At 71.9% G+C, this 20898-nt stretch carries 20 protein-coding genes and 1 pseudogene; 7 read left to right on the forward strand and 14 right to left on the reverse strand.

What is annotated here, in order from left to right:
• Positions 1 to 2: 2 nt before the first annotated feature.
• The 4 genes from RBJ65_RS09670 to RBJ65_RS09685 all read right to left on the reverse strand — a co-directional run bounded on the left by RBJ65_RS09670 (position 3) and on the right by RBJ65_RS09685 (position 3903).
• Complete coding sequence (locus tag RBJ65_RS09670) at positions 3 to 899, reverse strand: aminoglycoside phosphotransferase family protein (protein WP_306321657.1); 897 nt, start codon at positions 897 to 899, stop codon at positions 3 to 5.
• 6 nt (positions 900 to 905) lie between these two features.
• On the reverse strand, positions 906 to 2033 hold the full coding sequence (locus RBJ65_RS09675; RefSeq protein WP_306321658.1) for an aminopeptidase P family protein: 1128 nt from the start codon (positions 2031 to 2033) through the stop codon (positions 906 to 908).
• 214 nt (positions 2034 to 2247) lie between these two features.
• Complete coding sequence (locus RBJ65_RS09680; RefSeq protein ID WP_306321659.1) at positions 2248 to 2850, reverse strand: S1C family serine protease; 603 nt, start codon at positions 2848 to 2850, stop codon at positions 2248 to 2250.
• A 183-nt stretch (positions 2851 to 3033) separates the two neighbouring features.
• Positions 3034 to 3903, reverse strand: a complete 870-nt coding sequence (locus RBJ65_RS09685) for a LysR family transcriptional regulator (protein ID WP_306332122.1) — start codon at positions 3901 to 3903, stop codon at positions 3034 to 3036.
• Between the two features lie 95 nt (positions 3904 to 3998).
• Between RBJ65_RS09685 and RBJ65_RS09690 the strand changes: the two genes are divergently transcribed.
• The gene (locus RBJ65_RS09690) at positions 3999 to 4718 is read left to right on the forward strand and encodes a hypothetical protein (RefSeq protein ID WP_306318315.1); all 720 of its coding nucleotides are present in this window, start codon (positions 3999 to 4001) and stop codon (positions 4716 to 4718) included.
• Here RBJ65_RS09690 and phsA read toward each other — a convergent pair.
• Entirely contained in the window at positions 4706 to 6640 is a 1935-nt protein-coding gene (phsA, locus tag RBJ65_RS09695; protein WP_306318314.1) for an O-aminophenol oxidase PhsA, read from the reverse strand. The genes RBJ65_RS09690 and phsA overlap by 13 nt on opposite strands.
• 104 nt (positions 6641 to 6744) lie before the next feature.
• The gene (gene cyc2 / locus RBJ65_RS09700; RefSeq protein ID WP_306318313.1) at positions 6745 to 8985 is read right to left on the reverse strand and encodes a germacradienol/geosmin synthase Cyc2; all 2241 of its coding nucleotides are present in this window, start codon (positions 8983 to 8985) and stop codon (positions 6745 to 6747) included.
• A gap of 173 nt (positions 8986 to 9158) precedes the next feature.
• Here cyc2 and RBJ65_RS09705 point away from each other — a divergent pair, with 173 nt between their 5' ends.
• Positions 9159 to 9803, forward strand: coding sequence for a chorismate mutase (locus RBJ65_RS09705; protein ID WP_306318312.1), 645 nt, complete (start codon positions 9159 to 9161; stop codon positions 9801 to 9803).
• A gap of 28 nt (positions 9804 to 9831) precedes the next feature.
• Here RBJ65_RS09705 and RBJ65_RS09710 read toward each other — a convergent pair whose 3' ends face one another.
• Entirely contained in the window at positions 9832 to 10668 is an 837-nt protein-coding gene (locus tag RBJ65_RS09710) for a pentapeptide repeat-containing protein (RefSeq protein WP_306318311.1), read from the reverse strand.
• A 132-nt stretch (positions 10669 to 10800) separates the two neighbouring features.
• Here RBJ65_RS09710 and RBJ65_RS09715 point away from each other — a divergent pair, with 132 nt between their 5' ends.
• From RBJ65_RS09715 to RBJ65_RS09725, 3 genes are read left to right on the forward strand one after another with little or no spacing between them, the layout of a single operon-like run.
• A complete protein-coding gene (locus RBJ65_RS09715; RefSeq protein WP_306318310.1) occupies positions 10801 to 11589 on the forward strand; it encodes an alpha/beta fold hydrolase in 789 nt (262 codons plus the stop codon).
• Positions 11590 to 11624: 35 nt separating this feature from the next.
• Complete coding sequence (locus tag RBJ65_RS09720; protein WP_306318340.1) at positions 11625 to 12902, forward strand: cytochrome P450; 1278 nt, start codon at positions 11625 to 11627, stop codon at positions 12900 to 12902.
• Positions 12903 to 12946: 44 nt separating this feature from the next.
• Positions 12947 to 13606 carry an ADP-ribosyltransferase gene (locus tag RBJ65_RS09725; RefSeq protein WP_306318339.1) on the forward strand — a complete coding sequence of 220 codons (660 nt, stop codon included), beginning with the start codon at positions 12947 to 12949 and terminating at the stop codon, positions 13604 to 13606.
• Between the two features lie 24 nt (positions 13607 to 13630).
• On the opposite strand, the pseudogene RBJ65_RS09730 reads toward RBJ65_RS09725, so the two are convergent.
• The 7 genes and pseudogenes from RBJ65_RS09730 to RBJ65_RS09760 form a co-directional block, all read right to left on the reverse strand.
• A pseudogene (locus tag RBJ65_RS09730) lies at positions 13631 to 13840 on the reverse strand (peptide-methionine (R)-S-oxide reductase); the annotation flags it as partial.
• Positions 13841 to 13887: 47 nt separating this feature from the next.
• On the reverse strand, positions 13888 to 14373 hold the full coding sequence (locus RBJ65_RS09735; protein ID WP_306318309.1) for a hypothetical protein: 486 nt from the start codon (positions 14371 to 14373) through the stop codon (positions 13888 to 13890).
• Positions 14370 to 14696 carry a ribbon-helix-helix protein, CopG family gene (locus tag RBJ65_RS09740; protein ID WP_306318308.1) on the reverse strand — a complete coding sequence of 109 codons (327 nt, stop codon included), beginning with the start codon at positions 14694 to 14696 and terminating at the stop codon, positions 14370 to 14372. The genes RBJ65_RS09735 and RBJ65_RS09740 overlap by 4 nt, the downstream gene beginning before the upstream one ends.
• Before the next feature lie 114 nt (positions 14697 to 14810).
• Positions 14811 to 15224: a peptide-methionine (R)-S-oxide reductase MsrB gene (gene msrB / locus RBJ65_RS09745; RefSeq protein ID WP_306318307.1), complete on the reverse strand. Its 414-nt coding sequence runs from the start codon at positions 15222 to 15224 to the stop codon at positions 14811 to 14813.
• Between the two features lie 5 nt (positions 15225 to 15229).
• Complete coding sequence (murC, locus tag RBJ65_RS09750) at positions 15230 to 16627, reverse strand: UDP-N-acetylmuramate--L-alanine ligase (RefSeq protein ID WP_306318306.1); 1398 nt, start codon at positions 16625 to 16627, stop codon at positions 15230 to 15232.
• Between the two features lie 104 nt (positions 16628 to 16731).
• Positions 16732 to 17205, reverse strand: a complete 474-nt coding sequence (locus RBJ65_RS09755; protein WP_306318305.1) for an indole-3-glycerol phosphate synthase — start codon at positions 17203 to 17205, stop codon at positions 16732 to 16734.
• A 107-nt stretch (positions 17206 to 17312) separates the two neighbouring features.
• Positions 17313 to 18134: a pyrimidine reductase family protein gene (locus tag RBJ65_RS09760; RefSeq protein ID WP_306318304.1), complete on the reverse strand. Its 822-nt coding sequence runs from the start codon at positions 18132 to 18134 to the stop codon at positions 17313 to 17315.
• Between the two features lie 37 nt (positions 18135 to 18171).
• Between RBJ65_RS09760 and zapE the strand changes: the two genes are divergently transcribed.
• Positions 18172 to 19278, forward strand: coding sequence for a cell division protein ZapE (gene zapE, locus RBJ65_RS09765; RefSeq protein WP_306318303.1), 1107 nt, complete (start codon positions 18172 to 18174; stop codon positions 19276 to 19278).
• 288 nt (positions 19279 to 19566) lie between these two features.
• Positions 19567 to 20877, forward strand: coding sequence for an alkaline phosphatase PhoX (locus tag RBJ65_RS09770; protein ID WP_306318338.1), 1311 nt, complete (start codon positions 19567 to 19569; stop codon positions 20875 to 20877).
• The last annotated feature ends 21 nt before the right edge of the window (positions 20878 to 20898 follow it).

Below are 20898 nucleotides of genomic sequence, written 5' to 3' on the forward strand. Positions count from 1 at the left end.
GCTCAGCCCTCCGACACCAGCTCCAGCAGGATCGGCTCCCACACCCGCTCAAGCCGCACCCGCAGCAGCGCGGTCGGCTCCGCCGGGGCCCCGCCGAGGAGTCCCTCGGCGAGCCGGACCACCGCGTCGCAGCGCCCCAGCCACAGGCCCCGCAGGCACGCGCGCGGCCCGTAGCCGGCGAGCGTCGCGGAGCGCACCGCGGCCCGCGCGCCCACGGCCGCCGCGAGGCACGCGATGTCCTCGGCGGGGTCGCCGATGAGCGCGTCGCCCCAGCCGAGCGCGCCCGCCACATGGCCGTCCGGCGTCACGATCAGGTGCTCGCCGGACAGCCCGTGGTGGACGAGCACCGGCTCGCCCTGCGGGCCGAGCTGCGCCACCGCCTGCGCGGTCAGCTGCCGCAGCCGCTCCGCGTCGAACTCGCCCTTGTCGTCGAGCTTCTGGGCGGCGGGCCCGGCCTGCTGCCGCAGCCGTTCCAGGGAGCGCGGCGCGACCTTCGGAACGCCGAACTGCGCGGCGCGGGCCACGGGCACCGCCCGTAGCGCGGCGAGCAGCCCCGCCAGATCCTCCTCGCCCGCGGCGGTGACCTCGCGCTCCTGCGCGCTCGCGCCGGGCAGCCGGGTGTCGAGCGCGTACGCGAGCCCCGGCGCCCACTCCCCCGTGGCAACGCCGGTCGGCACGGCGACCGACACGTGGGGGCGTACGAGTTCACGCAGCCGCAATTCCCGCCGACGCCGCGTGGAGGCGGCTTTGTCGTGCGCGAGCCGCAGCACGTACTTGTCGCCGACCCACCACGTGAACGGCGGTTCGTCCGCGGGCCGGACGCTCGCGCCGTCCGGGAGCCTCGCCCCCAGCACGCGGCGGACCGTCTCGGCGGTCGGCTGCTCCGGTGTGGACGGCACGGCCGCTCAGCCCACGATCGCCATCTCGCGCGCCGTCGCGTTGAGGCGTCGGCCGCCGTCGTCGGTGACGGTCACGATGTCCTCGACGCGGACCCCGAACCGGCCCGGCAGGTAGATCCCCGGCTCTACGGAGAAGCACATGCCGGGCACCAGCTCCTGCTCCTCGCCCTCGATCATGTAGGGCGGTTCGTGCGTGGTGACGCCGATGCCGTGGCCGGTGCGGTGGATGAAGTACTCGCCGTATCCGGCGTCCGTGATGACCTTGCGGGCGACCCGGTCGACGTCCTGGCAGGCGATCCCCGGCCGCACCGCGTCACAGGCGGCGGTCTGCGCCTCCCGGACGATGTCGTGGACCTTGCGCTCCTCGTCCGTCGGCTCGCCGACGTGCACGGTACGCGTGGTGTCGGAGCCGTAGCCGTGCTTGAGGCCGCCGAAGTCGAGCACCACCATGTCGCCGTCCTGGATGACGCGGTCGCCCGCCTCGTGGTGCGGATTGGCGCCGTTCGGGCCCGATCCCACGACGGTGAAGTCGACTTGGGAGTGCCCGTGCCGCTTGAGCAGGTCGGAGAGCTCGCGCGCGATGTCGTTCTCCTCGCGGCCCGCGAAGGCGACCTTCTTGATCTCCTCGTACGTCGCGTCGGCCGCGGCCCCCGCGGCGGCGAGGCGCTCCAGCTCGGCGGCGTCCTTCACGGCGCGCAGCATGGGCAGGGCCTCGGTGAGTGATACGTATGACGTCTCCGGGAGCGTCTTCTGCAGGCCGAGCAGATGCATCGCCCAGGCGTTGTCGCTCACCCCGAAGCGGCCCGCCATGTCGAGCAGCGGGGCCGTGACGTCGTAGGGGTTCTTGCCGTCGGTCCAGTCGCGCAGCGTCATGGCGTCGGCGCCCGCGGCCTTGGCGGCGTCGGGCGCCTCCAGGGTCGGCACGACGAGCGTGGGCTCCTGGCCGGCCGCGAGCACGAGGAGGGTGAGCCGCTCGGTGTCGGCCGGTACGTGGTAGCCGGTGAGCCATACGAGGTCGGGGCCCGGCGCGACCAGCACCCCGGCGAGCCCCGCGTCGGCGGCGGACTGCGCGGCACGGTCCATGCGGGCCTTGTAGTCGGCGGCGGTGAAGGGCGCGGGGGTACCGGTCGTCATGTCCTGGCCTTTCGTACGGGGCGTACAGGGGCGGGCGTCGTACGAGCAGTCATCCTGCCCGGCGGCGCGGGGCGGCGCGAGACCGACCTCTGCCCATGATTTCAGGCGCCCCGCGCGGGGCGCGCGCCGAACCCGGTGAGCGGGTACGCGCGCGTGGGCGTCCGGTGCCCCCTCTGTCTGGTGACCACCCCTCTGTCTGGTGACCACCCCTCCGTCAGGTGGCCACCCCTGGTGTGACCGCCAGCTTCTGGAGCTCTCCGTCGGCGTGCCGGACCGTGACGACGACCTGGCGTCCCGGTCGCGCGTCCGCCGTGTCGGCGACGGTCGCGGCGAGGTCGAGGGCGGAGCCGACGCGCTGGGTGCCGAGGGCCACCAGGACGTCGCCTCGGACCAGGCCGCCGGTGTGGCCGGGGCCCGGGATGTGCACGGCGACGACGAGCGCGCCCGCCCCCTTGGGCGCGTCGACGACCTCCACGCCGAGCCCGCCCCTCGCCAGGGACGGCAGGGCGGGCGGCATCCCGGGCAAGGGCGCCGCGCTCGGGCGCGCGGGCGCCGGCTTCGCCGCGGGCGGCGCCTGTTTCTTCAGTTCGGCGAGCTTGCTCATGCCGATGACGGTGGCGCCGACGGTGCCGAGGCCGATGCCGGCGAGCACCAGCAGGACGGCGCACAGCAGCCCGCACAGCGCGCCGCACAGCCGCCTCCCGTAGGGCCTCGCCCGCTTCCTGGGCGGCTCCGACCGCGTCGGACGGCCGGGGCCCGGCCCCGGCCCGCCGCCGGACCCGGGCATCGGCTTGGGACGCAACGCAGTCTGTTCCATGGGTCGCCCGCCTCCGGTCCCTGGCTCGCTCGGCCACAGCTCACTCGGCCACAACTCACTCGGCCACGGCCAGAGCCCTACCCTCCGCGCACGCGCGCCACGATCCACGAACGAGTGAGAGTGCCGGGCCCGCTCGAACTCCCGCGCCCGGCCCCGGACTCAGCCGACCAGCGCGGCCACGTCTCAGTCGACCAGCGCGGCCACGAAGTCCGCCGCCGCGCCGACCGGCGCCCCGGCATGGACGAGCTCCGTACGGTGCACCACGCGCGGCGCCGTGAGCGGCACGGCGACCGTGCCTTCGGCGCCGGGCACGGCGGAGGCGAGGGAGGCGGGCAGCGCGGTCAGGCCGTGGCCCGCCGCGGCGAGCGTGAGCAGGGTGCGCAGGTCCGTGCCGTCGTAGCGCAGCGCCGGGCGGAAGCCCCCGCCCACGTGAGCCGCGCGCAGCTGGTCGAGGGGGAGGCCGGCCCCCGGGGCGTCGAGCCATCGGGCGTCGGCGAGGTCGGCGAGGCGCAGGCCCGCGCGGTGGGCCAGCGGGTGGCCGGTCGGGAGGACGACGTGGACCGGTTCCTCCGCGACGCCGCGCGTGGTGAGCGGGGCGACGTCGGGCAGCCGCAGCGGGTCGCTCGGCGCGGCCACGCCGTCGACGAGCCCCACGTCCGCCGCGCCCGTCGCCACCTCCGCGGGTATCGCCTCGCGCGGCAGCACCCGCACGGCCACCCCGGCGTGCGGCAGCTGCGCGGCCATGTGCCCGCGCAGCGCGGTCGCAGTGACGGCGAGGGCAAGTCCGCGCGCGGGCGCCGCCGCCGTGCGGCGCACGTCGGCGCGGGCGGCGTCGAGGCGCAGCAGCAGCGGCGCCGCGTGCTCCAGAAGGCGCTCGCCCGCAGGGGTGGGCGCGACGGGGCGGCGGGTCAGGAGCGGGGCCCCGAGGTCCTGCTCCAGGGCCGCGATGTGCTGCGAGACGGCGGACTGCGTGTAGCCGAGCTCGTCGGCCGCCGCCGAGAAGGAAGCGAGCCGGGCCACGGCGACGTACGTACGGAGCAGGTGCGGATCCATCGCGCCAGCATCGCCGACGTGCATCAGGAACGCTTATGGAGGGTGCGGTTTTCATCGTTGGACGTGAACCGGCGGCCCCGCGCAGGCTGGTGGGCATGACCGCACCCGCTCGGATCGCCCTGGTCGGCGACCGCTCCCCGCACGTCGTCTCGCACACCCGCGTCCCGCTGCTGCTCGACGCGCTCACCGCCCGCGAGGGCCTCGTCCTGGACGCCTACTGGATCCCCACCGAGGACGCCGAGGCGCCGGGCGCCGTCCGCGGCTTCGACGCCGTGTGGGTGCTGCCCGGCAGCCCGTACCGCAGCGAGGCGGGCGCCCTGGCGGCGATCCGCACCGCGCGCGAGGAGCGCGTCCCGTTCCTCGGCACGTGCGGCGGCTTCCAGCACACGCTGCTGGAGTACGCGCGCGATGTGTGCGGTCTCGGCGACGCCCGCCACGCCGAGAACGACCCCGACGCCCGGGACCCGCTCATCGCCCCGCTGTCCTGCTCACTCGTCGGGCACGAGGGCACGGTGACGCTGACCGCCGGCTCGCTCGCCGAGTCGGTGCTCGGCGCGGAGCGGACCGTCGAGCGCTACCACTGCTCGTACGGCCCCGCCCGGCACCTGGACACCCTCCGCGCCCACGGCCTGCGCTTCACGGGCACCGACGAGGAGGGGCAGGTCCGCGTCGCCGAACTCCCGGTGGAACAGCATCCGTTCTTCCTCGCGACGCTGTTCCAGCCGGAGCTGTCCGGCGACGGCGGCCGCCCGCATCCGATCGTGCGGGCCCTGGCGCGGGCGGCCGTCGCGCACGCGGTGGGTCAGCCCGTGTGACCTCCGTGGTCACCGCCGCCGTGCCCGGCCCCGTGGTCGAACTTCAGGGCCTCCTTGGGCATCACCACGAAGGGCCGCATCATGCCCATGTCCTCGTGCTCCAGAAGGTGGCAGTGGTACATGAACCGGCCGTACGCCCCGTCGAACTTGCCCATGACGCGCAGCATCTGGCCGGGCAGGGCGCGGAACACGTCCTTGTGGCCCGCCTCGTTGGGCGGCAGCGGGACCACCTGGTTCGCGTCGAACGCGACCGGCTTGACCGTGCCGCCCACCTCGGTGTCGAACCCGGACGCGTCGTACACGTCGCGGCCGAGGATCTGGAAGTCGGCGAGGTGGATGTGCATGGGGTGCACGACCGGCGGGTTCACCGCGAGGTTGAGGAAGCTCCACTGTTCGTAGGTGCCCTCGGCGAGGGTGAAGCCGAGCCCGTCGTTGAAGGTCCGGGAGATGCGCCGGTACGTCTTCGACTCGCCCTTGTCGTCGACGAGTTGGATGACGCCGTCGCTGGGCACCTGGACGTCGCCCGCGTCCAGCTCCTCGTCGGTGACCTCCTGCATCTCCCAGATCTCCGGGTGTCCGCCGCCGCCCTTGGTCGCGGGCGGGGTGAGGACGATCAGCCGGTGTCCGTGCTCGATGTCGTGGGTGAGCTTCTTGAAGGACCCGGACAGCACCTCGGGCAGCACGAACGAGTCGGGCTCCGCGCGGTCGTCGACGCGGAACTCCATGACGTGCGGGTAGCGCACGTCGTTCGGCACGTCCGGCACGCCCGGCGCCTCTTCGGCCCCCTTGTCGACCAGGCACACCCGCTTGCCCTCCAGGGCCGCGAAGTCGATGAGCAGGTCCATGCGCTCGGCGGGCGCGACGGTCAGCGTCGGCAGCGTGTCGTCGAAGTCGACCGGGACGGGCCGCGGAAGGAGTCCGCCGTCGCTGCCGATCTGGTGCATGGCGCCGGACACCGGGTCGCCGTCCTCGTCGACGAGCACCAGGTTGTAGATCCGCGCGTTCGACGCGTTCAGCAGCCGGAAGCGGTACCAGCCCGCGGCCACGCGCGCGTACGGCCAGATCTGTCCGTTGACCGTCGTGTACGGGCCGGTGAACGGGATGCTGACGGGCTTGCCGGTCTCTTCGTTCGCCGGGTCGACGATCACGGTCTTGTGCAGCAGCTTGCCGTTGAGCCTGCCGTCCTCGTCCGTGTCCAGGTTCCGGTCGGCGAGCAGCAGCGGGATCTCCCGCTCCCCGGAGGGGAGCCCGAGGGCGTCCTCCTCGTCGTCACGGATCAGGTACGTGCCGTAGAGGCCGGTGTGCACGTTCCACCTGGTGATGTTCATGGCGTGGTCGTGGTACCACCACTGCACCGCCTGGTGGTCGTTCGGGTACTCGGCGAGCTGGGCGTCGCCGAAGCCCACCGCGTTGTCCGCCCAGCCGTCGTTGCCGCCGCCCGTCTGCGCGCCGTGCAGGTGTGTCACGGTCCAGGCGGGCAGCGCGGCCACGTCCTTGTTCGCCGCGACGCCGCCGCGGCCGGGCAGCGTGGTCGGCGGGGGCGGCGGGTCCTGGCCCGGCTGGGTCGGCGGAGTGGGCACCTCCACCGCGCTCACCGGGAATTCGCTGCCCTTGGGAATGCGGTTGGTCCAGGCGATGCGGACGCGCTCGCCGCGCCGCACCTCGATCGTCGGGCCCGGCACGGACCCCTCGTAGCCCCACATCAGTGTCGGTGGGAGCTGCGGGTGCAGCCGCTGCCAGGTGGGCCGCAGCGCGATCTCGGTCTCCTGCCGGACGTCACCGGATTCGGGCCGCAGGACCGGCGGCACCGTCAAAGGCGCCACGTACGGCGCCAGTTCCCCGACGGCCGCCGCGGCGATCTCGCTCGCGGCGTCCTCGACTCCGGTGAGTTTGTCCGTGATGCGCTCGAAGATTTCGGTCATGAAAAGAACACCCCCGTGTGTTCTCACATCGTCCCCGTGTCACGACCGTTCGAGGTGGTCGTCCTCAAGCGGTCGTCCTTCGCGGCCATGAAGGCCGTCTCACCTCACAAGACGGCTGGCGCCCCAGCAAAGTTCCCTGAACTGCCCAATCCGGACGTGCAGTTCTTGAAACCAAACGGAACCGGCGGCGCCGGTACGCGATCGGGTACGAAGCCGTGGGCGCGGCTCGCGAGCCATTCCTCGCGGTAGCGGTCCACCTGCTGGTGCCAGTTGAGGATGCCCGCCATCCAGTTCCGCAGTTCGTCCACGTAGCCGTCGAGGGCCGTGCGCGCCTCGCGGCCCAGGCCGAAGTCCTCGTAGAGCACGGGAAGTTCGTGTTCGACGATGTGCTCGAACTGCCGCATGCGCTGCGCCATGAGGTCGCCCACGATGCCGACGGCCGTCGGGTAGTCGGCGCCGAAGAAGTTCTGCACGACAAGGACCGCGTTGTGGATCTCGCCCTCGTACTCGATCTCCTTCTGGTACGAGAACACGTCGTTGAGCAGCATCGCGTAGTCGACGGCCGAGTTCTCCAGGGCGCGCACCGGGCCCGCGCGGTAGACCTCGGGCGGCACGGCGGGCCCGTGGCCCATGCGGCACAGGCTCAGGGTGAGGTCGGAGCCGAAGGTGGCGCGGCGCATCTCCAGGTAGTCGACCGGGTCGGGGACGCGGTGCTGGAGCTGATTGGCGGCCTCCCACACCCAGCTCTCCGTCATGACGTCGACGGCGTCCTTCAGCGTGCGCCGCTGCTCGGGCGTCATGTCGGCGGTCGTGCGCCGCCACAGGTCGACGAGGCCGCGCTCCATGCCGTTGGCGGGCGGCGGGGCCTGCTCGCCGTTCACAGGCATGCAGTCGGAGAGCCGCGCGGTGCACAGTTTGGCGGCGGCCAGGTCGCGGCGGTGCCCGAAGACCAGCGGGTAGTAGTCGTCTCCGTAGGTGCCCCACGCGAGCCACTGGGAGCTGAGGTCGAGCGCCTCCTTCGACCCGTCGGGGTCGAGACCGGCCGCGCACAACGGCAGGTCGTAGGCGCGGAGTTTGTCCTCGTCCCAGACGCCCTCCGAGAGCATGCCCATCTGGTGCATCCACGGGGTCAGCCGCGCGCGGGCCCCGTCGAGCTCCGGGTTGAGGGTGAGGGCGAACGGCATGCGGATGTCGGGGATCAGCGAGGGGCCGACCTTCTGGAACGGCACGTGCCGGTACGCGCGCAGGCGCTCGGCGCCGACCCCGTCGAGGAGTGCCCGTACGTCCATGACGCCGGCCCCGATGCCGCGCGGCCCGCCCAGGGGCGGGGCGGCCTGCGCGGCGGCCTCCTTGTTCATGTAGCGGCTGGAGCGCAGGTGCCACTCGTGGCCGCCGGACTGCCAGTCCTGGAGGCCGCGCGCGTACGCGGCGACGGCGGCGACCTGGTCCGGGGTGAGCCCCTTCTCCAGGGAGAGCGCGGGCACCTCGGTGAGCGCGGTGTGCTCGAACTGGTGCAGCCGCGAGGTCAGCACGTTGTTGACGGCCTCGGCCGCCTCCTGTGTCGTACAGCCGAAGAAGGTCTCCAACACCAGGACGCCGTTGGAGAGTTCGCCCTCGTCCATGACCTCCCTCTCGTAGGAGAACAGGTCGTTACGTAGATGCACGGCGTCGGCGAACGTCTCCATGAGGACGCGCAGCGGCCTCGACCCGGCCACGGCGGCCGGGACCTCGGCGGTCGCGTACTCCACGAGCCCCGCCGACCAGGGGGCGCCGCCCACCTTGCGGCGCATCTCGATGTACTCGACGGGGTTGGCGATCCGCCCCTCGTTGATGTTGGACAGCTCCCACATCGACTCGTTCAGGAGGTGCTCCGTGGACTCCGCGAAGCGCCGCCGCCAGTCCATCGACATGGCGGGCACGGTGCGCCGCCACAGGTCGATGAGGCCCGCCTCCACCGGGTTCTCCGGCTCCGGCACGGGCTGGTCGAGCTCCATGGGCATGAAGAGCGGCAGCCGCTCCAGGTGCGCCTTGCCCGCCTCGCGGTCGTTCGTGCGCTTGAACATGTCCAGGAAGTGGTCGTCGAAGAAGAAGACCCACACGTACCAGTCGGTGATCAAAGAGAGCGCCGGGCCGTCGCAGTCGGGGTGCGTGTACGCGCACAACAGCCCGTAGTCGTGCGCGTCGAGGTCGCGCTGCTCCCAGACGCCGCTGCCCTCCAGCATTCCCATCTCACGGGCCCACACGGTGGAGTGGGCCCGCGCCTCGTCCAGGTGGGGATTGAGCCGCGCCTGGTACGGCATGTAGAAGCGCGGCAGGTGGAAGGGTTGCGAGGACTCGTGTGTCATGAGCGCCGCCCTACCCGGGGCCGTCAACCGGCATCCTCGGGGCGGAACATGATCGCACTATCGCGTGAACCCGGGAGTGGGCGACGCTTGTTCGGGGAAAGGCGCGCCCGCGCTCCGTAGGCGTGCGAATCTTGCTCGTACGGATCTTGCCCGTACGAAGTGAAGGACCCACGTTGCGCATCCGGACCACGTCGACCACCGCCCGCAGCCTCGTCACGCTCGGCGCCGCCGTCGCGCTCGCCCTCGGCGGCGCGGCCCTCCCGGCGAGCGCGTCAGCGGCACAGGCCGCGCCCGCCGCCGCATCGCACACTCCGCATACGACGCACGCGAACCCGCACGCCCTCGCCGCGATCACCGCGCTCGCCACGCAGCGGCTCGCCCTCGCGGACAAGGTCGCGGCGGCGAAGTACGGCACGGACGCGCCGATCGACGACCCGGCGCGCGAGCGGCAGATCCTCGACGACGTCGCACAGCGCTCGACGGCGCTCGGCATCGACCCGGCGTTCGCGCAGTCCGTGTTCCGCGACCAGATCGAGGCCAACAAGGTCGTGCAGCGCGGCCTGTACGCCCGCTGGGACGTCCACCCCGAGCAGCGCCCGACCGAGCGCCCCGACCTGGCGAAGGAGGTGCGGCCGCAGCTCGACCGCATCACCACGCAGCTCCTGGACGCGCTGCGGGAGGTGGCCCCCACGCGCACCTCGCCCGCCTGCGAGCCCCTGCTCACGGCGGCGGCGCTGCGCGACGCCCACGCGCGCGGGTTCGACGCCCTGCACCTCAAGGGCCTTGCGCGGGCGCTGCCTTCGGTGTGCGCGTCCTAGAGGGCTACAGAAGTACAGAGGTACAGGCCTACGCGGTCCAGTGCGCCGGCCGCCGCAGCCCCACCGGAATCCGGGTCGCTGCGTCCCCGCGTGCCGCGTTCACCTGCGCCTGGGTGAGGAACAGCGCTCCGGTGAGATCGGCGCCCGCGAGCCGGGCGTCGCGCAGGTCCGCGCCGATGAGGTCGGCCGTACGGAGGTCGGCGCCCGTCAGATCCGCGGCCACAAGGAGAGCGCCGCGGAAATTGGCGCCCCGTAGATCGGCCTTCTTGAAACGCGCGCCCACGAGGTCGGCGCCGCGGTGGTTCTTCTTGCGGCCCAGGGCGCCCGGCACATCGGCGCGCACCAGTTCGCTCGCCTTCAGTAGAAGGGCGTTCACGTCACTACGGATGGCCGGTACGTCGGCGGCGACGAGTTCGTCGCCGCGCGCGCGGGTCAGCCGCTCGATGCCGTCGAGGGCGCGGCGGGCGTCGCGGTGCACGGGGCGGGCGGCGGCCAGTTCCAGTACGTCGCTCAAGTACCAGAGCAGCTCGTGCAGTTGCCGCATGACGGGGAACGCCTCGTACATGGCCCTCGCGGTCTCCGGCCGCTCCCGCCAGCCGACTCCCTCGAAGGTGACCTGGGAGACCTTCTGCCCGGCGCCGAAGCAGTCGAAGACGGTGCAGCCGGGGTAGCCCTCGTCGCGCAGCCTGGAGTGGATGCCGCAGCGGAAGTCGCTTTGAAGGTTGCGGCAGGGCGTGCCCGCGTTCTTGTCGTGGGCGAAGTCGTGGGACTTGGCGAAGGGGAGGGCGACGCAGCACAGGCCGAAGCAGTCCGCGCAGTCGGCGCGCAGTTCGGGGCGGTCGAGAGGGGCTTCCGGGGCGGTCACCCGCACATTGTCGCCGATCAGGCACGGTGCACGCCGCCACGCGCGCGTGCGCCCTCTTGTGGCCGGGCCGGGCCCCGCGCCACCGTGGATGCGTCCCGCACCGCCGGAAGTCCCACACCCTCGGGAGTCGACGTGGCCTCCTCCTTCGCCCTGCCGTACGCACTGCACGGTGACGGCCCGCACAAGGTGATCGCGGTGCACGGCTGGTTCGCCGACCGCGCCGCCTACGCGCCGATCGTGCCCGACCTCGACCGCGCCTCCTTCCAGTACGCGCTCGTGGACCTGCGCGGCTACGGGGAGGCGAAACAGACGCCGGGGGCCTATACGACGGCCGAGGGCGCCGGGGACGTCCTCGACCTCGCGGACCGGCTCGGCTGGGAGCGGTTCTCGCTGATCGGGCACTCCATGGGCGGCAGCGTGGCGCAGCGCGTGGTGGCGACGGCGCCGGAGCGGGTGCGCCGCATCGTGGGTGTGTCGCCGGTGCCCGCGTCCGGGTTGCCGATGCCGCCCGAGCAGTGGGAGCTGTTCTCGACGGCCGACGCCTCCCCCGCCAACCGCCGCGCGATCATCGACGTCACGACGGGCGGCGTGCGCCCCGGCGCGTGGCTCGACCGCATGGTGGAGCGCTCGCTCGCGTGCAGCGACGCGAAGGCGTTCCGGGCCTGGCTCGACTCGTGGACCGGCGACGACTTCCACGCGGACCTGCAACCGTGTACAGTCCCCGCGCTCGCGGTCACCGGACAGCTCGACCCGGCCCTGGCCGCGCCCCTGATGCGCTCGACGTGGCTGACCTGGTTCACCCGCGGCGAGCTCGTCGACCTCCCCGTGTGCGGGCACTACGCGATGGACGAGGCGCCGCTCGCGCTGATCCGCGTCATGGAGGACTTCCTTCGGGCGGACGGCACGGGTACGCGCGCGTGACGCCCGCCGTGCCGCCGCCCGCCGTACCTCCCGACGTGCCGCCGCCCGCCGTACCTCCCGACGTACCGCCCGCCGTACCGGACGTCTTCGACCCCCGTCTGTACGCCACCGGCATCCCCCACGACCGCTACCGGACGCTGCGCGACCACCACCCGGTGGCCTGGCAGCCGGAGCCCGCGGTCCTCGGCTGGCCGGAGGGCCCCGGCTTCTGGGCGGTCACCCGGCACGCGGACGTGGTCCGGGTCCTCAAGGACGCGTCGACGTACTCCTCGTACCTGGGCGCGACGCAGATCCGCGACCCCGACCCGGCGGACCTCCCGTTCATCCGCGGCATGATGCTCAACCAGGACCCGCCGGCCCACGGAAGGCTGCGCCGCCTGGTGGCGCGGGCGTTCACGCCACGCCGCGTGGAGGCGTTCGAGGAATCGGCACGGGCCCGGGCAACGTCCTTGCTGCGCAAGGCATTTCACGAGTCGGGCGCGCACCCGGTCGACCTCGTCGCCACCGTCACCGACGACTACGCGCTCCTCAACCTCACCGACCTCCTGGGCGTCCCGGAGTCCGACCGCGCGCTGCTCCTGCACTGGACGCGCCGCGTCATCGGCTACCAGGACCCGGACGAGGCGGCGGCGACGACCACCGGCCCACCGGTCAACCCCCGCTCCCCCTCCGCCCTGGCCGACATGTTCGCGTACGCCGACGAACTGACCGCCCACAAGCGCGCCCACCCGGCCGACGACATCATGACGACGCTCGCGCTGGACCCCGATCTCACCCCGCCCGAACGCCAGATGTTCTTCTTCCTCCTCACTGTCGCGGGCAACGACACGGTCCGCAGCGCGGCGCCCGGCGGCCTGGCACTGCTGGCCGCGTCCCCACCCACGTACGAACAACTCCGCACGGGAGCAGCAGAGTTGACGCCCACCGTCCACGAACTGCTGCGCCGCCATCCGCCGGTCCTCACCTTCCGCCGCACGGCGACCGAGGACACGACGCTGGCGGGCACCCGCATCGCACGCGGCGCCAAGGTGGTCGTCTTCCACGCCTCGGCCAACCACGACGAACGCGCGTTCCCGGACCCCTTCACCCTGAACCCGTCCCGCACCCCCAACCCCCACGTCTCCTTCGGAGACGGCCCGCACGTCTGCCTCGGCGCCCACTTCGCGCGCCTCCAACTCCAGGTGCTGTACGAGGAAGTGGGCCGGGCGCTCCCGTCCCTGACGCTCGCGGCGCCGCCGAAGCGCCTCGTCTCGAACTTCATCAACGGAATCAAGGAGCTACGGGTACACCCGTACACGCCCACGATCCGGTGAGTTGCGGGAATCGCGGCCGCGGCCCGCCGAAGGTTCATCCCGTGATGATCAACAAGCTTCCCCGCACCGCACGCCGCCTCGCGACCCTGCCCGCGGCCGCGGTCTCCGTCCTCGCGCTCGCCTCCGCGCCCTCGGCCACCGCGAGCGCCCCGGACTCCGACACCGCCAAGTCCCCCGCCACGGTGGCGAAGTCCGCCCCCGCCTCCTGCCCGGTCGTCCCGGACCGCCTCTACGCGGCGGTCGACCGCGTCCCCCTCGACCGGATCTCGCCGGACCCGGAGTTCCGCGACGACTGCCAGACGCTGTACCGGGCGGACGGCCGCGCGCCGTCGGTCATCTTCAAGGAGGGCTTCGCGGCGAAGGACGTCAAGTACGGCCAGTACGACCTGGAGAAGTACGTCCTCAAGAACCAGCCGTCGCCGTTCGTCTCCACCACCCGCGACCACGACCTCTTCAAGAAGTGGACGAAGTGGATGAAGGGCGGCGCGTACAACTACTACATCGACGCCCCGAACGGCATCGACGTGAACGAGACGATCGGCGACACCCACAAGTACGCCGACCAGGTCGAGGTCGCCTTCCCCGGCGGCGTCGCCTCACGCTTCGTCATCGGCGCCTGCCCGATCGACAAGGCGACCAACACCGAGATCATGTCGGCCTGCGAGAGCAACCCGAACTTCCGGCCGGTGACGGCGGCGGAGTGAGCACCGCCGCCGGGACCGGCCGGCTCACTCGCCCTCGGGGCTCAGCGTGAGCGAGATCGAGTTGATGCAGTACCGCTGATCCGTCGGGGTCGGGTAGCCCTCCCCCTCGAAGACGTGGCCGAGGTGCGAGCCGCAGCGCGAGCAGCGCACCTCGGTGCGGACCATTCCGTGGGAGCGGTCCTCGATGAGTTCGACGGCGTCGGAGTTCTTCGGGTCGTAGAAGGACGGCCAGCCGTGGCTCATTAGGTCCCAGCAGCCACAGGAGTTCACTTCCTCCACACTCACACCGGAACGACGTGAACGTCCGGCGGCTGCAGCACCTCCAGGTATGCGTGAATGTCATCCGGGTCACTGGTGAAGATCACCGCACTGCCGTGCCGAACCGCCGCCAGCGCCACCCACGCGTCGACCGCGTCCGGCCGCTTCTTCGTCGGGAGTGCCGCCTGCCCCAGAGCCGTACCGATGCGCCGCCAGTCGGCCAGGTCAGGGCCCGTCGCGCAGGCCAGGCACTCCGGGCGGCCCGCCTTCGTCTCGCGCATCGGAGGCTCGGACGTACGAGCCTGCGGGACGGCGCAGTCCCTGAGCACTCCGGACAGGGCGTGCACCAATGCGGGACGCGGCCGCCACACCTGGGCGAGGACCGGGCCGAGCACCAGCGCCCGGTGCGGAGCCGCCCTCACCCCTTCGTGAAGCGCCGTCGCCTTCGCCTTGCGGTCCGCGAGCGCGATGAGCATGCCGGTGTCGTACACCGGCACCCGAGCGCTCACGCTGCATGCCCGGGGCGATGCCCCTGCCGGTCGCGGCCGTGCACGAGACCGAGGGCCTCCGCGACCTCGCGGCGCTCCTGCTCCGTGAGGTCCGCGGACACCCCGGCGGCCTCTTCGGGAAGCGCACCGGCCTCCTGCTCCGCCTGAGCAATCAACGCGTCCACCGCGGCGAACTGCTCCTCTATGGCGTCGCTCTCGGCCATCTGCCGTGTCGCGGCATGCACCAGATACGCCGAGACGTCCATGCCCGCTCGCTCGGCATGCTGCCTGATGCGCTCGGCCTGGGCCTGATCGAGGCTGATACTGATCCGCGTCTTCGCCATACCCATAGCGTATGACGCGTATTACGCCCGTTCAAGCGGCACCGTCCGCCGGTCGAATCCGGTCGATTCGAAGAGACCGGCAAGCGGCAGTGAAGCCTGTCAGCCCTGCCCAGATCAGCCCGCGTCCGCCTCCGGCTCAAGCCGCAACGAGATCGAGTTGATGCAGTACCGCTGATCCGTCGGGGTCGGGTAGCCCTCCCCCTCGAAGACGTGGCCGAGGTGCGAGCCGCAGCGCGAGCAGCGCACCTCGGTGCGGACCATTCCGTGGGAGCGGTCCTCGATGAGTTCGACGGCGTCGGAGTTCTTCGGGTCGTAGAAGGACGGCCAGCCGCAGTGCGACTCGAACTTCTCCGTCGACGTGAAGAGCTCGGCGCCGCAGGCGCGGCAGGAGTAGACGCCCTTGGTCTTGGTGTCGGTGTACTCGCCGACGAACGCGGGCTCGGTGCCGGCCTGGCGGAGCACCGCGTACTCCGCCGGGGTCAGCTCCGAGCGCCACTGCTCGTCCGGCTTCTCGACGTCGTACGACATGTGTCTCAACCCTTCAGCTGGTCCAGAATGCGCGGGCCGAGCTCCGTGACGTCGCCCGCGCCCATGGTGAGAACGAGATCGCCGGGCTTGGCCATTCCCGCGATCGCGGCGACCGCCGCGTCCTTGTCGTCGGCCGCCTGCACCTCGGCGCCCGCCGCGCGCGCGGCGTCGATGATGAGGGCGCTGGTGATGCCGGGGATCGGGTCCTCGCGGGCCGGGTAGATGTCGAGGACGACCGAGGCGTCCGTGAGGGCGAGGGCCTGGCCCATCTCCTTGCCCAGCTCCTGGGTGCGGGAGAAGAGGTGGGGCTGGAAGAGGGCGATGATGCGGGCGTCACCGGCGGCCGCGGAGCGCATGGCCTCCAGGTCCGCGGTCATCTCCGTGGGGTGGTGGGCGTAGGAGTCGATGACCTGCACGCCGTTCTCCTCGCCCTTGAGCTGGAGGCGGCGCTTGACGCCCGTGTACGTCTTGAGGGCGGAGGCCAGGTTCCGCGCCGGGATGCCCATCGCGACGCCGGCCGCGAGCGCGGCCACCGCGTTGTGCGCGTAGTGGCGGCCGGGGACCGAGACCGTGAAGGTCAGCAGCTTGCCGTCGAGGAGAACGGTGACCTCGCTGGTCAGTCCGCGCGGGGTGATCTTGTGGATGCGGATGTCGGCCGTTTCCGACTCTCCATACGTGACGACCTTGAGGGACGTCGTGTCGCGGACCCGGCGGGTCAGTTCGGCCGCGCCCGACTGGTCGGCGGCGATGACGAGGGTGCCACCGGGGACGATCTTCTGCGCGAACGTCTCGAAGGACTCGTAGATCTCGTCCATCGACGCGTAGTTGGCGTGGTGGTCGAGTTCGACGTTGAGGACGATCGCGACCTCTGGCTTGTACTTGTGGAAGCTGCGGTCCGATTCGTCGGCCTCGGCGACGAAGATCTCGCCCTCGCCGTGCTCGGCGTTGGAGCCGGGGGCGTCCAGGTCGCCGCCGATCGCGTACGAGGGGTTCAGGCCGAGGGACTTCAGGGACACCGCGAGCATCGACGTCGTGGTGGTCTTGCCGTGCGTGCCGGCGACCGCGATCGGGCGCAGGCCGTCCATCAGGGAAGCGAGGGCGTCCGAGCGGTGGACCGTCGGGATGCCGAGCTCGGCGGCGCGCGCCAGCTCCGGGTTGTCCTCGCGGATCGCGGAGGAGACGACGACGCAGCTCGCGTCGGAGGCGAGGTGCGCGGCGTCGTGGCCGATGTGCACGGTGACGCCGAGCTCGCGCAGGGCCTGGGCCGTCGGGGACTCACGGGCGTCGCTGCCCGCCACCTGGGCGCCGCGCTGGGCGAGGATCTTGGCGATGCCCGACATGCCGGCGCCGCCGATGCCGATGAAGTGCGGTCGATTCATGGCGGTGGGCAGGCCGGGTGCCATACGTGTCTCTCCCCTGGGGTTCCTGGATGTGCGGGGCCGCGACCGACGTGGTCACGGCAGGGGCCCAGCCTATTGCCTCGGCCCGCCGGGCCCCGCACCCACGGCTACGCCTTGCTGTGCGAGAACAGCTTCAGGACCGGTACGCCGACCTGGTGGCGGGCGCGCGAGGCCCAGTCGCGGTGGAAGAACTCCTCTACGTAGTGCGGATCGGTCAGCACGATGACCTCGTCCGCCTTCACCTCGTCGACGAGGGCCTTGAGGGCGTCCAGCGGGTGGTCCTCGATGAGTCGGCCCACCGCCTCGCTGCCCGCCTGGTGCAGCGCGGTGAGGGAGACCGCGAGGGCCTTCTCCGCCGGGCCCCTGGCCTCGTCGCCCTCGGGCACCTCGCCCTCCTTGCCCGCCTCGTCCAGCTCGCCCATCGCTACGTCGTCGATGGCCCGCAGCAGGCGGTCCGCCTGGTCGCCGCGGGGCTGGAGCAGCACGTGGAAGGAGACCTCCTCCTCGCCGTGCAATGTGGTGACGAACTCCACGTCGGCGGAGGTCAGAGCCTTCTCGATCATCAATACGCTCGTGAACACGACGGGCGCCCTTCTACGGATCCACGGACCTGCGGAAACCATCCTGCCCCGTATTCGCACGGGGACTGCGACATTTAGTGTGCCCAGCCAAAGCTAAACGGAACTACTCATTCCGCCGAATGTCGGCGGTAACGTCGGCGGTACCGGCTGAAGAGGAATCCGTCCTCCTCCAGCAGGGACGCCAGCTCGAAGCGCTCCGGTACGGCCAGGGTCGAGCCGCCCGCGATCCGTTGCGCGTCGCCGGCCGTGAGCATCGGGGACACGGTCAGACACAGCTCGTCGAGTACCCGCCCCGCCACGAATTGACCGAGCATCCTCGGCCCGCCCTCGGTGAGCAGCCGCCGCAGACCCCGTTCGGCGAGCGCCGCCACCGCGCGGTCCGGCTCGACCGCCGCGCCCTCGCCCGCGATCAGCACCTCGGCGCCCGCCTTGCGCGCCGCCTCGATCCGGTCCGCCGGGGCGCCCGCCCCGGTCAGCAGCAGGGTCGGCAGCAGCGGCTCGGTGAACAGCGGCAGGCCGAAGTCGAGGTCGAGGCTCGCGCTGATCACGGCGATCCGCGGGGCGGGCCCCTGTCCGGCCGCCTCGCGGCGCGCGGCGAAGGCCTCACGCGCGCGTGCCGGGCGGTAGCCCTCCAGGCGGACGGTCTCCGCGCCGACCACGACGACGTCGGCGAGCGCCCGCAGCGTGCCGAAGATCCGCATGTCGGTGGCGCAGGAGATGGGCTGGGAGCGGCCGTCGTGCTGGGCCGCGCCGTCGAGCGTGGAGACCATGTTGGCGCGCAGCCACGGGGCGTGCTCGGCTTCGGGCGGATAGGCGTAGGCGTCGGCAAGCTCGTCGAGGCTCCACTCGCGCCCCGCAGGGCCCGCCACCCTCCCCTCGTACCCCTCACCATCTGCTGTTTCGTACGTCACAGGGAACAGGCGTCGCATGTCGTGCAGTCTGACATGCCCACTAAGCTGGGGGACCGTGACGTCATCCCTCGAAGCCACCGGCACCAGCCCCGTACCCGACGCCTCGCCGCTGTCCCTGTGCGCGCGCGAGCCGCGCGTGCCCGCGGAGCGCCTGGTCGCCGAGATGGTGCCGCCGCCCCGCTTCGACTCCGTACGCTTCGACACGTACATCCCGGACCCGAAGCAGCCCAGCCAGACCGAGGCCGTCCGGGTCCTGGGCTCCTTCGCGGCCGGGCTCGGCGGGGCGCACGCGTCCGGGGCCGGCGGCGGCAAGAAGCGCGGCCTGTTCGGCTTCGGCAAGAAGCCCGCCGCCCCCACCGGGCCGCGCGGCGTCTACCTCGACGGCGGCTACGGCGTCGGCAAGACCCACCTCCTGGCCTCCCTCTGGCACGCGACCCCGGCCGAGCCGCAGTACAAGGCGTTCGGCACCTTCGTAGAGCTGACGAACCTGGTCGGCGCGCTCGGCTTCCAGCAGACCGTGAAGACGCTCAGCGGGCACCGGCTGCTGTGCATCGACGAGTTCGAGCTGGACGACCCGGGCGACACGGTGCTGGTGTCCTCGCTCCTCGGGAAGCTGGTCGAGGCGGGTGTCGCGCTCGCCGCGACCTCGAACACGCTGCCGGGCAAGCTCGGCGAGGGCCGGTTCGCGGCCGCCGACTTCCTGCGCGAGATCCAGGGCCTGTCGGCGCACTTCAGGCCGCTGCGCATCGACGGCGACGACTACCGGCACCGCGGTCTTCCGGAGGCCCCCAAGCCGTTCACCGACGAGCAGGTCACCAAGGCGGCGTACGCCACCGAGGGCGCCTCGCTGGACGACTTCCCGCACCTTCTGGAGCACCTCGCGCGCGTGCACCCGAGCCGGTACGGGGCGCTGACCGACGACCTGAAGGCCGTGTGCCTCACCGATGTGGCGCCGGTGCCCGACCAGTCGACCGCGCTGCGCCTCGTCGTCCTCGCGGACCGGCTCTACGACCGGGAGATTCCCGTGCTCGCTTCGGGCCTGCCGTTCGACGGGCTCTTCAGTGAGGAGATGTTGAACGGCGGGTACAAGAAGAAGTACTTCCGGGCGATATCCCGGCTGACCGCGCTCGCGCGCGACGCGAAGGGCCTCGTACACGAGTAACCACCGGCCTCTCGCAGGTGAGGGGTTACGTGGGCGGTGCACGGATTGTGTGCGCTACGCGCGTGGTTCCCGAGCCGAAAGGCACGTGATAAACACAGCCGGGTCACAGTTCCTGTCCGCCAGCAGGAGGTTGCACCCATGTCACGCACCGCAGGTACAGCAGGTACAGCGAGCACCGCAGGTACAGCGAGCACAGCAGGTACAGCAGACACCTCAGGCACCGCGGACGCACGGCAGTCCGCGTCCGCGACACGACGTCAGGTTCTCGCCCGCTCCGGCGCCCTGGGAGTGGGCATCGCCTTCGCCGGGAGCCTCTCCGAACTGTTCGCCGGGTCCGCCGCAGCCCAAGGGCGGTCCGGATACGGCCCGTTGGTGACCGATCCGAACGGGCTGCTCGACCTCCCGAAGGGATTCCGCTACAAGGTCCTTTCGAAGGAGGGGGATCCACTCCGCTCCGGCGAGGGGAAGGTGCCCTCCAACCACGACGGGATGGCGGCGTTCGCCGGCAGACACGGCGGCGTACACCTGGTGCGCAACCACGAGAACCGGGTCACCGGGAAGATCGCGGTGCCGACCGTCGAGGGCCTGACGTACGACCCGATGGGCAAGGGCGGCTGCACCGTGCTCTCCGTGGACCGGAGGAACGATGTGGTGTCCGAGCGGGTCGGCATCGCCGGTACGGCGGTCAACTGCGCGGGCGGGCCCACGCCTTGGGGCACCTGGCTCACCTGCGAGGAGACCGAGGACAAGGCCGGCACGAACGGCTACACCAAGGACCACGGCTTCATCTTCGAGGTCGACCCCGTCGACCCGCACCGCTCGGGCGCCGTGCCGCTCACCGCGATGGGCCGCTACCAGCACGAGGCGATCGCCGTGGATCCGCGCAACGGCGTCGTCTACGAGACGGAGGACGCGTTCCAGTCCCCCTTCGGCCTCTTCTACCGCTTCCTGCCCAAGAAGCCGCTGGGCGGGCTCGGTTCACTGCGCGCGGGCGGGCGGTTGCAAGCGATGCGCGTACCCGGAGTTCCGGACCTGTCGGCGGTCCAGGAGACCGGCGCCACCTTCAGCGGCATCGAATGGGTCGACGTACCGGACCCGCTGGCCGCCCAAACTCCCATCCGCAACCAGGACTTCGGCCCCAAGGGCATCACGCACGCGCAGAAGCTCGAAGGCTGCTACTGGGGCGGCTCCAGCGTCTACTTCGTGTCCTCGTACGCGCGCAGCCGGGAGGGCTCGGCCGCCGATCACTTCGGGCAGATCTGGCGCTACGACCCGGCCAAGCGACGCCTCACGCTGGTGATCGTGTTCGGCCCCGACACGGACGTCCAACTGCCGGGCGAGGAACCGGACAACATCACGCTGGCGCCCAGCGGCGGACTGATGGTGTGCGAGGACGGCGAGGGCGCGCAGCACGTGTTCGGTGTGACGCGCAAGGGCGAGGTGTACGCCATGGCGCGCGGCCGGCAGAACATCGGTACGCCGGAGGAGCCCGAGTGGGGCGAGTTCGCCGGGGTCACGTTCTCGCCGGACGGCGACACGATGTACGTGAACTGCTATACGCCGGGCACGACGTTCGCGGTGACGGGGCCCTGGCGGTAGTGGCCGGCTGACGTGACGCGG

It is taken from the genome of Streptomyces sp. KL109B, assembly GCF_030766935.1.
Taxonomy (GTDB): domain Bacteria; phylum Actinomycetota; class Actinomycetes; order Streptomycetales; family Streptomycetaceae; genus Streptomyces.

Bases quoted from the DNA above. Each gene is read 5' to 3' on its own strand.
- murC (WP_306318306.1), bottom strand. From the start codon at position 16,627: ATGGCACCCGGCCTGCCCACCGCCATGAATCGACCGCACTTCATCGGC.
- RBJ65_RS09685 (WP_306332122.1), bottom strand. From the start codon at position 3,903: ATGGATCCGCACCTGCTCCGTACGTACGTCGCCGTGGCCCGGCTCGCT.
- RBJ65_RS09675 (WP_306321658.1), bottom strand. From the start codon at position 2,033: ATGACGACCGGTACCCCCGCGCCCTTCACCGCCGCCGACTACAAGGCC.
- RBJ65_RS09680 (WP_306321659.1), bottom strand. From the start codon at position 2,850: ATGGAACAGACTGCGTTGCGTCCCAAGCCGATGCCCGGGTCCGGCGGC.
- RBJ65_RS09725 (WP_306318339.1), top strand. From the start codon at position 12,947: ATGATCAACAAGCTTCCCCGCACCGCACGCCGCCTCGCGACCCTGCCC.
- RBJ65_RS09690 (WP_306318315.1), top strand. From the start codon at position 3,999: ATGACCGCACCCGCTCGGATCGCCCTGGTCGGCGACCGCTCCCCGCAC.
- msrB (WP_306318307.1), bottom strand. From the start codon at position 15,224: ATGTCGTACGACGTCGAGAAGCCGGACGAGCAGTGGCGCTCGGAGCTG.
- phsA (WP_306318314.1), bottom strand. From the start codon at position 6,640: ATGACCGAAATCTTCGAGCGCATCACGGACAAACTCACCGGAGTCGAG.
- RBJ65_RS09740 (WP_306318308.1), bottom strand. From the start codon at position 14,696: ATGGCGAAGACGCGGATCAGTATCAGCCTCGATCAGGCCCAGGCCGAG.
- RBJ65_RS09760 (WP_306318304.1), bottom strand. From the start codon at position 18,134: ATGCGACGCCTGTTCCCTGTGACGTACGAAACAGCAGATGGTGAGGGG.
- cyc2 (WP_306318313.1), bottom strand. From the start codon at position 8,985: ATGACACACGAGTCCTCGCAACCCTTCCACCTGCCGCGCTTCTACATG.